This is a genomic window from Treponema maltophilum ATCC 51939 (genome assembly GCF_000413055.1).
Lineage (GTDB): Bacteria > Spirochaetota > Spirochaetia > Treponematales > Treponemataceae > Treponema_C > Treponema_C maltophilum.
The window spans coordinates 334194-348742 of record NZ_KE332518.1 but is presented as its reverse complement, the minus strand read 5'-3'; the positions used below and the strand labels follow the sequence as shown (position 1 = coordinate 348742).

Below are 14549 nucleotides of genomic sequence, written 5' to 3'. Positions count from 1 at the left end.
GTATAAAACAAACGGAGGGTGTTTTGGATCAAACACTGCTTGAGGCAAGAAACGTTACAAAAACTTTTTCCGGCATTAAGGCACTTAACGATGTTAATTTAAAAATTACACGGGGAGAAATTCATGCTATCGTAGGGGAAAACGGCGCCGGGAAATCCACGTTAATAAATATTTTAAGCGGGATTTACCCTTACGGAACCTATACCGGTGATATAATATATGAATCCGAACTCTGTACCTTTCATTCGGTAAAAGACAGCGAACAAAAAGGAATTGCCGTTATCCATCAGGAATTGGCTCTTGTACCCTACCTAAGTATTGCTGAAAATATTTTTTTAGGTAACGAAAGGGGATGTTCTCTTAAGATAGACTGGGATAAAACATATGCACAAGCCGATACTTTGTTGCAAACCGTAGGTTTGTACGAATCTCCTCATACGTTAATTAAAGACATAGGAGTCGGGAAACAACAATTAGTCGAAATTGCCAAAGCATTGTCAAAAAATATTGTCTTGCTTATTCTTGATGAACCTACAGCATCTTTAAATGAAACGGATTCACGCAAATTATTGAATCTATTACTTGAACTCAAGAAGAAAAACATAACTTCAATTATTATCTCACATAAATTAAATGAGGTATCTTTTGTCGCAGATAAAATAACCGTTATCAGAGACGGTTCCGTGATAACAACTCTTGATAAAAGAACAGATTACTGCGGTGAAGAAATAATAATCAATGCAATGGTCGGCAGAAATCTATCGGAACAATTTCCTCTGCGGCAAACTCCCATAGGTAATATTCTCTTCGAGGTAAAAGACTGGAACGTTGAGCACCCCCTTTATGCGGGACGGAATGTTTGTGAAAACATAAACATTAACTTACGCAAAGGTGAAGTTGTCGGCATAAGCGGCTTGATGGGGGCAGGACGAACGGAGTTTGCCATGAGCTTGTTCGGACGTTCATATGGTGCAAATATTCGTGGACATATTTTTTTGAATGGAAAGGAAATTTATCTCAAAACGGTAAAAGATGCTATAAAGCATGGGATAGCCTATGTAACCGAAGATCGAAAAGGAAACGGGCTTATTTTACACACGAATATTTATAAGAACACAACTTTGGCAAACCTACATAAGGTATGCCGCCACAATATTATACAAGCCGACGAAGAGCACGCCGCCGCCCGGGAATGCGTAAAAAAACTTAAAACAAAATGTACAAGCATAGATCAGTTCACAATCAATTTATCAGGAGGAAATCAACAAAAGGTTTTACTCGGAAAATGGATATTTGCCGAACCTGACATACTCATATTGGACGAGCCGACCCGCGGTATAGACGTAGGTGCAAAGTATGAAATTTATTGCATAATAAATCAACTTGTTGCAGAAGGGAAATCCATCCTTATGATTTCTTCGGAATTACCGGAAATTTTAGGAATGTGTGACAGAATCTACGTAATGAATGAAGGAAAAATCGTGGGAGAAATTCCGCGAGCAAAAGCTTCACAGGAAGCGATAATGGCTTGCATCGTTCAAACGGAAAAGGAGAATACAAATTATGTTTAATACCTTCGCTATTAAAACTATGCTCAAAAAGAATACTATGTTTATAGCACTTATCGCCCTGATGATTTTATTTCATCTGCTTATCAGCGCAGTAGGCAGCGGCTCTTTATTTGCTCCGACAAATATTTCGAATATTATCAGCCAAAACTCTTATGTTGTCATCCTGGCAACAGGAATGCTTCTTTGTATTTTAAGCGGTGGAAACATAGACTTATCTGTCGGATCTATTGTCGCCCTTGTCGGTGCTTTAGCGGCTTATTTGATTATTATCCTACACTGGAATATTTATATAGTCATGATATTATGTTTATTCACCGGTATTGCAATCGGTGCTTGGCACGGATTTTGGATCGCCTACATACGCATACCTGCGTTTATTGTAACATTGGCGGGAATGCTTTTATGGAGAGGAGTAGCGTTAATCATTCTTAATGGCTTAACTCTATCTCCTTTTCCGGAAAGTTATCTACGATATTTTACGGGATTTATTCCGGGGATAAAAGACAAGACACTGATATTCAACGTGACAGTCGGAACGGCAATTTTATGTTGTCTCATTTTTACTATAAAAGAAATTATACAACGTATACAAAAAAGACGAAAAGCATATTCCGTTGAAAACATCGGAATCTTCCTTATACGCATCATTCTTATCTCCTCAATGGTAATATTTTTAGCAACATTGCTCGGCCGGCATAAGGGGATTCCGGTTATTTTAATTCTTTTAACTTTTGTTGTTCTAGTTTATACGTATATTACGCAAAATACGGTACCCGGCAGATATTTGTATGCAATGGGTGGTAATGAACGTGCGGCAAAACTGTCCGGCATCGATACGAACAAAGCTTTATTCTTCGTATATGTAAACATGGGTTTTCTTTCAGCTCTCGCCGCTTTAGTTTGTGTCGGTCGATTTAATTCGGCAGCTCCCACAGCCGGCATAAACTATGAACTGGATGCTATCGGTTCGTGTTTTATCGGCGGCGCTTCCGCATACGGTGGAACGGGAACCGTCGGCGGAGCAGTTGTCGGAGCTATTTTTATGGGAGTATTAAATAACGGTATGTCTATTTTAGGGATAGATTCAAACTGGCAAAAAGTCGTAAAAGGGCTTGTTCTCTTAGCGGCTGTTGCATTTGACGTACTGTCTAAACGCAGAGAAAAAGGATCGGTTTAATTTATAAATCGGACACAAGGGAAACAATGAAAGACTGCATAGTTGCCGGTATTGATTTGGGGACGCAAAGCCTAAAAGCGGTTTTATATGACTGCGATCAAAAACATATCGCCGCACAAGCATCCTGTGCTTTGGACCTGATTTCCGAAGATGACGGAACGCGGGAACAAAAAACACAATGGTACGATGAAGCATTAAAAAACGCCTTTGAAAAGCTTCCGTGTGAATTGCGCAAGCGCGTACAAGCCGTCGGTGTGTCGGGACAACAGCACGGTTTTGTTCCCCTTGATAAAGACGGACAAGCGCTTTACAACGTAAAACTGTGGAACGACACTTCTACCGCCGAAGAATGCCGCCTTTTAACCGAAAAAGCCGGCGGGGCAGATGCGGTGCTGCAAGAAGCCGGCAACCTTATGCTGCCGGGTTTTACCGCGCCGAAGATACTGTGGTTTAAAAGGCATTACCCCGAACAGTGGAAAAAACTGCGCTATATTATGCTCCCCCACGATTACATCAATTACATATTAACCGGAAACTACGTTGCGGAAGCGGGAGATGCATCGGGAACAGCCCTTTTTAATCCTGCAAAACGCGCATGGTCAAGTAAACTGTGCTCGCTTATAGATAAAAATTTATACGATTTGCTTGCACCCCTTATCGCTTCGGATAAAAAAGCGGGAACGGTAAGTAAAAAAGCCGCCGAATTGCTCGGAATTCCTGAAGGGATTCCCGTATCATCGGGCGGAGGCGACAATATGATGGGGGCGATCGGCACGGGTACTGTCAGCGACGGCTTTTTAACGATGAGTATGGGAACCTCGGGAACGCTGTACGCGTATTCGGACAAATCCATTGCCGACCCGCTGCACGGTTTGTCGGGTTTTTGCTCGTCTACAGGCGGCTGGCTTCCTCTTTTGTGCACAATGAACTGTACGGTTGCAACCGAACAAATCCGCTCTCTGTTCGGTTTATCGATAAGCGAATTCGATTCCCTTGCATCAAAGGCACAACCGGGTTGTCAGGGAGTGCGGATACTGCCGTTCTTTAACGGAGAGCGGACGCCGAATTTGCCGAACGGCAGGGCAAGCATTAACGGCCTTACAATGACAAATACAAGCAGGGAAAACATCTGCCGTGCGGCAATGGAAAGCGCGGTGTTTGCCCTTAAAGGCGGCTTGGACACCTTTAAAAAACTGGGCTTTGAACCGAAAAAAATACGGCTTATCGGAGGAGGCTCGAAAAGCCCGCTATGGAGGCAAATTGCCGCGGATATTATGAATGTGCCGATTACAGTTCCCGCATCGGAAGAAGCTGCCGCATTGGGAGCGGCCGTACAGGCGCTGTGGTGCCTTGAAGGCGGAGGTGCGGAACGGATAAAAGAACTGTGCAGCGAACACATTCAATCGGATAAGACAAAGTCGGCCGTGCCGGGAAACTCGGCAGGCGAATACGAAAAAGCTTACGCCGACTACAGGGGACTTTTGGACGGCATAAAAGTTTTATATGAATAGATAAACGGTATAGAATGGTTGCATTCGAGTTGGAAGCAGCGGTAAAAAACCGCCGGTATTCAATCAGAAGGGCGATGCAGAACACCGTTTATCATCATATCGTTGTTCTGCATTCCGAGTTTGCGTTGCAGACTTATATATTATAGGAGGTTTATATGTCATATTTTAAAGGGAGCACCGAATACTTCCCCGGTATCGGTAAAATAACGTTTGAGGGGAACCAATCCAAAAACCCTTTGGCATTCAAATACTACGATGAAAATAAAATCGTTTTAGGTAAGCCGATGAAAGAGCATTTGCGTTTTGCAATAGCCTACTGGCATTCTTTTTGCGCTGCAGGAGAAGATCAATTCGGTATGGGGACAATGCAGTTTCCGTGGAACAGCAGCAAAGACGCAATGACGAATGCCGAAAACAAAGCCGATGCGGCCTTTGAGTTTATCACAAAGATAGGCGCCCCGTACTACTGCTTTCATGACAGGGACGTCAGCCCCGAAGGAGCAACTCCGGCCGAAAGTGAAAAAAATCTTATAAAGATTACCGACGGTCTTGCCGAGCGGCAAAGAGAAACCGGCGTAAAACTCTTATGGGGAACGGCAAACCTGTTCAGCAACCCGCGCTACATGAATGGAGCTGCGACAAATCCGCAATTCGATATCGTAGCGCATGCGGCAGCACAAATAAAGTGTGCCATAGATGCAACGATAAAGCTCGGCGGACAAGGCTACACCTTTTGGGGCGGACGCGAAGGTTATATGTCGCTGTTGAATACCGACATGAAAGCCGAAAAAGAACACCTTGCCCGCTTTTTAATCATGGCGCGCGACTATGCGCGTAAGCAGGGTTTTACCGGCTGTTTTTACATTGAACCGAAACCGATGGAACCGACCAAACATCAATACGACTTCGATGCGGAAACGGAGATTGGTTTTTTGCGTGCCTATGGTTTGGAAAAGGATTTTAAGCTAAACATAGAAGCAAATCACGCAGAACTTGCCGGACACGACTTTTACCATGAATTATCGGTATGTGCCGATGCGGGTATGCTCGGTTCCATCGATGCCAACCGCGGCGATGCAAGGAACGGCTGGGATACGGATCAGTTTCCCACAAATATATACGAAACGACCTTGGCGATGCGGGTACTTTTACGTATGGGTGGTTTTAAGACCGGCGGATTCAACTTCGATGCAAAAAGACGGCGCAACTCAACCGCCCCGGAAGACTTATTTATCGCACATATCGGCGGTATGGATATGCTGGCATTAGGATTGGAAAAAGCCGCCGCCCTTATTGAAGACGGCCGGCTCGATGCCATGCTTAAAGAACGGTATGCGTCTTTTGCCGGCGGAAAAGGTGCCGACTTTGCATCGGGTAAGATGACGCTCGAACAGCTCGCCTCGCTTGCTCAGTCCTATGAGTCCGTTCGCCCCGCCTCGGGCAAGCAAGAATTATGTGAAAACATCCTCAATGAAGTTATTTTTAATAATTGAGGATGAGGGCGGAGAATTAAAGATTTACATATCCCGATAAAAACGCTATACTTACTGAGGGAAGCGTCGCTAAAAGTTTGTGAAAACCTTTACTTGGCGTTTCCCTTACTATTTTACAAGGAAAAAACGGTGTCGGTTACCATAAAAGATATAGCGGTTGCAGCAGGTGTTTCGCGCGGCACAGTAGATCGTGTATTACATAGCCGTGCCGGTGTAAATTCCAAAGTAGCACAAAAAGTTCGTCGTATCGCCGATGAATTGGGATTTGTACCGAATAGGGCCGGCAAAATCCTTGCTGCACGTAAACAGCCAATGCTGTTTGGCTGTTTGCTTCCAGATATAGGGAATCCTTTTTTTGATGATATTATTGCCGGATTCCGCCGGGCAGAAAAAGAATTAAGTGATTTCGGAGTATCCTTGCACATAGAACATATAAAAGGTTTTGATATTTCCACTCATATTCACACGATTGAGAATTTAGCTTCCATGAATCTTTCCGGATTATGTATTGCAACAATGGATATACCTGAAATTCAATATACAATACAAAACCTTATCGATAAGGGACTTCCGGTTATCAGTGTAAATACGGATATTCCGGATACCGAACGATTGTGCTATGTAGGACCGGATTATGTAAATGAAGGTCATACAGTTGCAGGTATGATATCTCTTTTAACAAAGACCCAATTACGAATTCTAATTATTACGGGTTCTTTTCATGTCCGAGGGCATAACGAACGTATTAAAGGCTTTATTCAGGGGTTAAAAGACAGACACTCTACTTATACGGTTTTAGGGACATTTGAATCATTGGATGACGGCGAATGTGCATATAAGGAAACACTAACAGCTTTAGAAAAATATCCGGAGACAAATTGCATATTTATAGCTGCTGCAGGAGTTGAAGAGGTTTGCAAAGCCGTTCGTTTGTGGTGCAAAAAAAGCGGCTCCAGAAAAAAACCTTATATCTTATCATTTGATGATATGCCTGCTATAAAATATTTGGTAAAAGAAGGCTTTATTGACTTTACGATTTGTCAAGAACCCGAGCAGCAAGGATATATGGCTGTTTCAAAATTATTTTCGTATTTGATGGATGAAAAAAAAGGCAAACCGGACGATTATATAACTTCTACGATTATAAAAATCAGAGAAAATATATAAACTCGTTTTCCCCTTGCCTTTCGGCAAATTCTTTACTAAATTTGAAATCGTCATAAAATATGTTATACTGATAGTATGGACGGAACAGATGGACTTGAGCGTTAACGAAGCGGGCCTTGCAGCGGGCGAAAAGGTTTTTGCCGACGAGCCGCCCGAATACAAGGTGATTTTACTCAACGACGATTATACGACAAAAGAATTCGTTACCGAAGTTTTGGTTCGCATATTCCGAAAAACGCCGGAAGAAGCCGTAACACTTATGGAAAAAGTGCATACGAGCGGCTCGGCTGTCGTCGGCATATACGTATACGACATAGCGGCAACCCGTACATCCGCAACGATACAGGCGGCGCGGAAAAACGGCTTCCCGCTTCAGTGTGCGATGGAGAGAGTATAGTGGGGAGAATATAATTGAAAATAGGTCCTAAATTGCAAGCCGTATTGAAACGGGCTTTTGCCGCGGCAAAGCGCGCAAAACACGAATTTCTTACTCCGGAACACGTGCTCTATGCGGCCCTTGAAGACGATTGCGTCCTCAATATTTTACTGTTGTGCGGAACGGATCCCGGTTTTATACGCAAAGATCTTGAACAGTATTTTGCCGAAAAAATACCGCAGGGAACGGGAAGCGAACCGATAGAAACGCTGGGCTACCAATCGGTGATGGGGCGTGCCGTCATGCAGTGCGCGTCGGCCGATAAAACGACCGTGGAACTCACCGACGTGCTGGTCAGCCTGCTCGATGAGCAAAAAAATCACTGTTCCTTCTATTTAAAAAAAGCGGGCCTGTCGCGCCTTGCACTTTTGGAAACGATCGGCTATGTAAACTCGTATGCCGACGGCGACGGCTTTATTCAAAACGTTCAGGGGCAAAACGCTCACTCGCAGCCGGCTCAAGCTCCCGCCGCGGACAGAAGCGACTCCGAAGAAGCCGAAGAGCAGCCGCGTAAAAAAACGGCTTTGGAACGTTATGCGCGCAACCTTACCGCCGAAGCCGCAAAAGGCGGTCTTGAAGAATTGATCGGCAGAGAAGACGAACTGGAAAGAACCATGCAGGTGTTGTGCCGCAGAGTAAAGAACAATCCGCTGCACGTCGGAGATGCCGGCGTCGGAAAAACCGCAATTACCGAAGGCTTGGCGGTCCGCATCGCAAAAAAGCAGGTTCCCGATTTACTTCGGGATTTTGAAATATTCAGCCTCGATATGGGAGCCCTCGTAGCGGGAACAAAGTACCGCGGCGATTTTGAAGAACGCATAAAAAAACTTACCGATGAGCTTTTAAAGAAAGAAAAAGCGATCTTATTTATAGATGAAATTCATACGATTATCGGGGCGGGTTCGGTTTCCGGCGGCAGTTTGGACGCGTCGAATCTTTTAAAACCCGTTTTGACGACGGGAAAAATACGCTGCATAGGCTCGACCACTTTCGAAGAATATTCGCGTTTGTTCGAAAAAGACCGCGCGCTTGCCCGCCGTTTTCAAAAAATCGATATTGCGGAACCCTCGCGCGACGAAGCCGTGCGTATTTTGCAGGGCGTAAGTAAAAAATACGAAGCCTACCACAACGTCATTTATTCGAAAGAAGCGCTTGAAGCGGCCGTCGACCTTTCGGCGGCGTACATAAACGAACGGCGCTTGCCCGACAAAGCGATCGACGTTATCGATGAAACAGGCTCTTGGCTGCGTCTGCACGCAAAGCCCGGAAGCAATTCAAAGCCTTGCGGAAGCGAAGGTTTATCCGATTCGGCGCCCGTAAAAGTCGGCACCACCCTGATCGAAAAAACCGTCGCCCGCATTGCGCGCATCCCCGAGCACAGCGTAAACAACAACGAAAAAGAAAGGCTGCGCACCTTGGCCGACGATTTAAAGCGCAATATTTTCGGGCAGGACGACGCGATAGACGCCGTTGCAAAAGCGATAAAAAGAGCGCGGGCCGGATTCGGTAACCCCGACAAACCCGTCGGCTGTTTTTTGTTTGCGGGCCCCACGGGTGTCGGCAAAACCGAACTTGCAAAATCCCTCGCCGAACGCATGGGCGTAAAGCTTTTGCGCTTCGACATGAGCGAGTATCAGGAAAAGCACACGGTCAGCCGCCTTATAGGCTCGCCGCCCGGCTATGTCGGATTTGAAGAGGGCGGACTTTTAACGGCGGCCGTGCGCAAAGAACCGCACGCCGTTCTTTTGCTCGATGAACTGGAAAAGGCGCACGGCGACATTTACAATATTTTGCTGCAAGTTATGGATTACGCTTCGCTTACCGACAATCAGGGACGAAGCGCCGACTTCCGCAATACGGTTTTAATAATGACAAGCAACGCCGGCGCGGAAAACATCAACAAATCCTTTATCGGCTTCGGGGAGCGCAGCCGAAGCGAAAGCGCCGTACAGGAAGCAGTGGAACGCACTTTCAGCCCCGAATTCCGCAATCGTTTGGATGCGGTTATTCCTTTCGCCCATTTAAGCAAGGCGGTTATCGAAGACATCGTAAAAAAAGAAACGGCAAAACTTGCCGAGCGCCTTGCCGAGAAAAAAGTTGCGCTGCGCGTAAAACCGGAAGCACTCGCCCGCTTGGCCGAAGAAGGCTATTCGCAGGAATTCGGTGCGCGCAACATAAGCCGCACAATAGACGAACGGCTCGCCGCTCCCTTGGTAGATGAAATTCTGTTCGGTTCTTTGTCGAACGGAGGAAGCGTTACCGTATCCGAAAAAGACGGCGGCATAACGCTTTCGTTCAAAAAAGCACGCCGCACTTCTTCCGCAAAAAAAACCGAAAAGCAGCCGGACGGACAAAGCGCATGAGCGGCAATTCCGCCCCGCACAACGGAAGCGATCCGGATTTTCCGTATTTTTCCGTCGATTCGTGGTTTCAGTTCCCCGATCCGCAAAAGAGCGGTACCGACATAGTCGGGAGCGGCGGGAATTTATCGCCGGGCATGCTTCTTTCGGCCTACCGGCAGGGAATATTCCCCTGGTACGGCAAAGACGAACCGATACTGTGGTGGTCGCCCGACCCGCGTTTTGTGCTTTTGCCGCAGGATTTTCACGTTCCTTCGCGGCTCGACCGCGCAATAAAAACAAACAAAAGCGGCTTTACCTACACCATGGATAAAAACTTCTTCGAGGTAATAAAAGCCTGCGCCGCGTTAAAGCGGCCCGAACAGGACGGCACGTGGATAACGGACGCAATGATCGATTCCTACGCCGAATTCCACCGGCTGGGCTTTGCCCATTCGTTTGAAACATGGCAAAACGGAAGCCTTGCAGGCGGTTTTTACGGTGTGCTCCTCGGGCAAGTCTTTTTCGGCGAATCCATGTTCAGCTTTGTGCCGGATGCGTCAAAATGCGCTTTCGTACGCTTTGTGCGCGCATTCGGTGCGTGCGGCGGCAAACTTATAGATTCCCAAGTGTACACCGACCACATTGCCCGCTTCGGCGGTAAAAACATAAGCCGCGACGCCTTTTTGCGTTTGGAAAAATCGTATTTGCACACGCCCTTGCAAGCAAATCTAAAAGAAGCTTATATTCTCAATGCAAGGTGATATGCGGCGCGGGTTGCTTCAAGCACTCTGCCGGCGGCGTGACTGTCACCGATATTGTACGCTTCCTTGGCAACGCGTTCTTTTTGAATTTCAAAAAAGAAGCTTTCATCCGCCTTACCGCCCATCGCAAGTACAACCAAATCGGCTTCAAGACTGAGCGGAGCGGTTTTGTTTTCGTCTATCTTTTTTGCAAAGGGATTTGCAATATTCGGCGGCAAAATCGGTTCCCACGTATTGTACGGATCGGGCACGCCCTTCGAAACATTCTTTACGATGTTGACGATATTTTTCCCGAACGAAACGACTTTCGCGCAGTTAAGCAAGCGGATATTCGCTTTTTTCATATAATAGAGCAAATGGCCGCGGTTTGCCGTGCAGGTTCCTTCCATCATGTGCGGCAGCATTTCCACAACGGAAACGTCTTTTCCCAGTTCGTATGCGAGCCAATAAGCGGTTTCGCAGCCGACAACTCCGCCGCCGATAACGGCGATTTTTTTCGCACCTGATGCAAGTTCGGGCTTTACAAGCAGTTCTACGGCTTGCACGGTTTTTACCGAATCGGTGCCTTCAAAACGCGGCGTTATGTCCTTTGTTCCGTAGGCACACACAAGGGCGTCGTATTTTTGTTCTTTAAGCCAGGGCAGCGTCGCCGTTTGATTAAGGCGCAATTTAAAGTTCGGCAGTTTTTCGGCTTCCCGCACTTCGTTTTTAAGATAGTCGAGGTAATTGCGTATGTCGTATTTGATTTTCGGCATACAGCCGGGAACGATTCTTCCGCCGAGGGCGCCCGAACTTTCAATTAAATCGACGGTATGACCGCGCCGGGCCGCCGTCAGTGCAAACACAATACCCGCAGGACCTCCGCCGATAACGCCTATTTTTTTCACTTCATCGGTTTTCGGCTCGGCCAACGGGAACACGTCTTCAAAGCCCGTGCGGGGGTTGACGGCGCACTGCGGGTGCCCGCCTTCTATAAATTCGTTTATGCACCCTTCCTGACAGCCGATGCAGGGGCGTATTTTTTCAACATCGCCGGCGTAAGCTTTATTGCACCAGTTTTCGTCCGCCAAAAGCGGCCGACCGAGCATAACCATATCGCACTTTCCATCGCGCAGCGCCTGTTCGGCAATATCGGGATAGCCGAGTTTTCCGACCGCAACAATCGGCACGGGCACGCCCGCATTGGAAAGAATACCCTTTTCCTTAAAATGCTTTTTAACGATTTCCGACACTTCCAAAAAGCAGCCGGAGGGCATTCCCGACGGCGGGTGAGGCAGCCACCAGTTATCGTAACAGCCCAAATCGACGTCGAACATATCGACGCCGGCCTTTACGAGGTTTTCCATGTACGCAAGCGTTTCCTGAACGGAGCGTCCCTTGGTAAACTTTTTAAGCGAAGAAATCTTTTTCATGTCGGCGCCGTACGTTTCATTCAACGCAAGCGACAAATCGATGCGGTACATGATGGGATAACGGTCTCCGGCGCGTTTTCTGATCGATTTAACCAGTTCGATTCCGAAGCGCTGCGGGTCGGCGTATTTGCCCAGCACTCTTCTGTTGAATGCGCGGTTCGTCATTTGTTCGAGCAAATAGCCTTCGTGACCGTGCAGGTACACGCCGTCGAGCAGACAAGCCTTTGCATCGGCGGCCGCTTGGCCGCAATTTTTAACGATTTTATCGAGCTGAACATCCGTCAGCGGAAAACACGGAACGGCGGGAAGATAAAAGTTCGGATTCAACGATGCCGACTTGGGAAATTTCGTTTGAGTCAGTACGCACATGGGCGGTCCGACTCTTCCCAAGCCCGGCGTAAATTGAACGAAAATGCGGCTCCCGAAAGCGTGAACGCCCTGCGCCAAGTCGCGCCAGCCGGCCATAACGGTACGCGTGCGGTCTATGCGCGGGAAGGTACTCAGTTTACCCAACTCGGTTACCGTCGGGTCTATGCCGTGACTTATCGGAATAAGCCCCGTAGTCAATAAGCCGCAGCCGCCTTTTGCGCGCGCAAAAAAGTACTGAAGCATTTTGGCGTTCGGACGGCCCGTTTCTTCGGCCATATTAAGGTTTCCCATCGGCGCCATAACCACACGGTTTTTAATCATCATGCGGTTTACTTGAATCGGTGAAAAAACGGCGGAATACGGATACAGGTTTTTCGTCATAAAGGCGCATGAACCGGCCTTGTTTTCACCCCCTTGTTGAACCCAATTACCGTAGCCGTCAACAAGATGTTGAATTTGAGAGTCTGTGTGCATGTTCGTCCTCTTGTAATGTAGATAAAAATATATTTTATGGTATGCGTCAGTATAGAACCGATTTTCGGAACTGTCAAGTTTTTGCGGTAAAAGAAGGTGAATAGAGGGCGGCCAAACGGATCGCTTCAATCATGCTGACGGCACTTGCCTGTCCCGTGCCGGCAATATCGAAGGCGGTGCCGTGATCGACCGACGTGCGCAAAATACTCATACCGCCGGTTATCGAAACGGTGCGCTCAAAGTCGAACGTTTTTGCGGCTATGTGCCCCTGATCGTGATACAGCGACAGTACGCTGTTGAATTTTCCCTGCAAAGCCAAATGGAATACCGAATCGGCACCGACGGGGCCGCACACCGGCAAGCCTTCTTCGGCCAATTCGCGGACGGCAGGCGCCACTTCGGTTACTTCTTCGCTGCCGAAAAGGCCGTGTTCGCCCGAATGCGGATTTAAACCCGCAACGGCCATAGTGCCGGCCACAACGCCCAAGGTTTTGAGCATTGCCCGGCAGCGTTTAACGTAATCTTTGATGCGCTCTTTTTTTACCATATCGCAGGCTTGCCGAAGCGAAACGTGGCGCGTCAAAAAGAAAATCCGCAAATTGCGCACTTGAAACATCGTAAGCGGATCTTTCGTATTTGTAAGAGAAGCAAAAATTTCGGTGTGGCCGATAAAGTTTACGCCGCCGGCTTTAAGCGATTCTTTATTTATCGGCGTTGTGGCGACGGCGGCAACTTTTTTTTGCAAGGCAAGTTCGACGCTTTTTGCAATATATTCGTATGCGGCCCTTCCGCACATGCCGTCAACCTTGCCGTATGCAAAGCGCGCTTGATCGATATTGTCGATATTCAGCACATTCAATACGCCGCGCTCGTAGATGCCGTCTTCGGCTTTTTGTACGGCGTGAATGCGCAGATCGCTTTTTGTAACGCGCAGCGCCCGTTCCATCACTGCGCGGTCACCGACCGCAAGACAGCGCGCCGATTTTTGTGTTTGTTCGTCGGCAAAGGCTTTTGCGACTATTTCCGGCCCGATTCCCGCAGGATCTCCTATGGGAACGGCTATAAGGGGCTTTTGCGCAGACTGTCCGTCCATGAATTTTCCGCCTCCGACATAAAAAAAACCGGCCGAAACCGGTTTTTACAATGTTCAACGATACGACAAGCGGCGCTTATGCGTTGCGCGAGTAATATTCAACGACACTCTGAATGTGTCCGACCGGCTGCACATCGGAAGCCGCGGGAAGCACGGTAACCGTCGCCGACAAAGCTTCGTTGTCTATGGAAAGCCACGAACCCCTTGCGCCCTGATTAACCGTCAAATTATGCCTGATAAGATTTTGAATGCCTTTTTTGTCTTTCGTCGTAATAACGTCGTTTACGCTCACGCACATCGAGGGAATGTTTACGGATTTACCGTTTATAAGAAAGTATGCGTGTGAAACCATTTGTCTTGCCTGAGCACGGCTGACGGCAAAACCCATGCGATAAATCGTATTGTCCAAGCGCTGTTCCATCAATGAAATCATGTTATCGCTTGTAACGCCGTGCAGTCTGTTCGCTTTTCTAAACAAGTTTCTGAATTGACGTTCCGAAATGCCGTACGCAAATCTGAATTTTTGTTTTTCCTTCAACTGTTCGCCGTAAACAGACATTTTGCCCCGTTTTTTCATGCCGCGTTCTTTTCCGGGACCGTTCGGCTTGCGGCTTAAAAGTTTATCGTACTTGGGATTTCCGTAAATGTTTATGCCGAGCCGTCTGACTGTTTTTCCTTTAGGCTGTCTAATCGCCATGTTTCACCTCGTAAAAAGATAGAGTAATTATTATACGGAAATGCTT

11 protein-coding genes are annotated in these 14549 nt (G+C 47.3%); 8 read left to right on the top strand and 3 right to left on the bottom strand.

Annotation, left to right across the window (positions count from 1 at the left end; translation table 11 throughout):
• Positions 1-23 precede the first annotated feature (23 nt).
• The 8 genes from HMPREF9194_RS01605 (at position 24) to aat (ending at position 10458) form a co-directional block, all read left to right on the top strand.
• Positions 24-1571, top strand: coding sequence for a sugar ABC transporter ATP-binding protein (locus tag HMPREF9194_RS01605; RefSeq protein ID WP_016524617.1), 1548 nt, complete (start codon positions 24-26; stop codon positions 1569-1571).
• A complete protein-coding gene (gene mmsB, locus HMPREF9194_RS01600; RefSeq protein WP_016524616.1) occupies positions 1564-2748 on the top strand; it encodes a multiple monosaccharide ABC transporter permease in 1185 nt (394 codons plus the stop codon). Before HMPREF9194_RS01605 ends, mmsB begins: the two co-directional genes overlap by 8 nt.
• A 26-nt stretch (positions 2749-2774) precedes the next feature.
• Positions 2775-4259 carry a xylulokinase gene (xylB, locus tag HMPREF9194_RS01595; protein WP_016524615.1) on the top strand — a complete coding sequence of 495 codons (1485 nt, stop codon included), beginning with the start codon at positions 2775-2777 and terminating at the stop codon, positions 4257-4259.
• Between the two features lie 155 nt (positions 4260-4414).
• Positions 4415-5752 (top strand): xylose isomerase, encoded by a 1338-nt coding sequence (gene xylA, locus HMPREF9194_RS01590; protein WP_016524614.1) that lies wholly within the window; start codon positions 4415-4417, stop codon positions 5750-5752.
• A gap of 129 nt (positions 5753-5881) precedes the next feature.
• Positions 5882-6919: a LacI family DNA-binding transcriptional regulator gene (locus HMPREF9194_RS01585; RefSeq protein ID WP_016524613.1), complete on the top strand. Its 1038-nt coding sequence runs from the start codon at positions 5882-5884 to the stop codon at positions 6917-6919.
• 88 nt (positions 6920-7007) lie between these two features.
• The gene (locus HMPREF9194_RS01580; protein ID WP_016524612.1) at positions 7008-7316 is read left to right on the top strand and encodes an ATP-dependent Clp protease adaptor ClpS; all 309 of its coding nucleotides are present in this window, start codon (positions 7008-7010) and stop codon (positions 7314-7316) included.
• Positions 7317-7330: 14 nt separating this feature from the next.
• On the top strand, positions 7331-9718 hold the full coding sequence (clpA, locus tag HMPREF9194_RS01575) for an ATP-dependent Clp protease ATP-binding subunit ClpA (protein WP_016524611.1): 2388 nt from the start codon (positions 7331-7333) through the stop codon (positions 9716-9718).
• Positions 9715-10458: a leucyl/phenylalanyl-tRNA--protein transferase gene (gene aat / locus HMPREF9194_RS01570; protein ID WP_016524610.1), complete on the top strand. Its 744-nt coding sequence runs from the start codon at positions 9715-9717 to the stop codon at positions 10456-10458. Before clpA ends, aat begins: the two co-directional genes overlap by 4 nt.
• On the opposite strand, the gene HMPREF9194_RS01565 is transcribed toward aat, so the two are convergent.
• The 3 genes from HMPREF9194_RS01565 to rpsD all read right to left on the bottom strand — a co-directional run bounded on the left by HMPREF9194_RS01565 (position 10437) and on the right by rpsD (position 14503).
• Complete coding sequence (locus HMPREF9194_RS01565; protein WP_016524609.1) at positions 10437-12713, bottom strand: NAD(P)/FAD-dependent oxidoreductase; 2277 nt, start codon at positions 12711-12713, stop codon at positions 10437-10439. The genes aat and HMPREF9194_RS01565 overlap by 22 nt on opposite strands.
• A 73-nt stretch (positions 12714-12786) precedes the next feature.
• Positions 12787-13806 carry a 4-hydroxythreonine-4-phosphate dehydrogenase PdxA gene (pdxA, locus tag HMPREF9194_RS01560; RefSeq protein WP_016524608.1) on the bottom strand — a complete coding sequence of 340 codons (1020 nt, stop codon included), beginning with the start codon at positions 13804-13806 and terminating at the stop codon, positions 12787-12789.
• 76 nt (positions 13807-13882) lie between these two features.
• The gene (gene rpsD, locus HMPREF9194_RS01555; protein ID WP_016524607.1) at positions 13883-14503 is read right to left on the bottom strand and encodes a 30S ribosomal protein S4; all 621 of its coding nucleotides are present in this window, start codon (positions 14501-14503) and stop codon (positions 13883-13885) included.
• Positions 14504-14549 lie beyond the last annotated feature (46 nt).

Excerpts from the sequence above, each read along its gene's own strand:
- mmsB (WP_016524616.1), top strand. The coding sequence starts at position 1,564 with ATGTTTAATACCTTCGCTATTAAAACTATGCTCAAAAAGAATACTATG.
- xylB (WP_016524615.1), top strand. The coding sequence starts at position 2,775 with ATGAAAGACTGCATAGTTGCCGGTATTGATTTGGGGACGCAAAGCCTA.
- xylA (WP_016524614.1), top strand. The coding sequence starts at position 4,415 with ATGTCATATTTTAAAGGGAGCACCGAATACTTCCCCGGTATCGGTAAA.
- HMPREF9194_RS01580 (WP_016524612.1), top strand. The coding sequence starts at position 7,008 with ATGGACTTGAGCGTTAACGAAGCGGGCCTTGCAGCGGGCGAAAAGGTT.
- aat (WP_016524610.1), top strand. The coding sequence starts at position 9,715 with ATGAGCGGCAATTCCGCCCCGCACAACGGAAGCGATCCGGATTTTCCG.
- HMPREF9194_RS01565 (WP_016524609.1), bottom strand. The coding sequence starts at position 12,713 with ATGCACACAGACTCTCAAATTCAACATCTTGTTGACGGCTACGGTAAT.
- pdxA (WP_016524608.1), bottom strand. The coding sequence starts at position 13,806 with ATGGACGGACAGTCTGCGCAAAAGCCCCTTATAGCCGTTCCCATAGGA.
- rpsD (WP_016524607.1), bottom strand. The coding sequence starts at position 14,503 with ATGGCGATTAGACAGCCTAAAGGAAAAACAGTCAGACGGCTCGGCATA.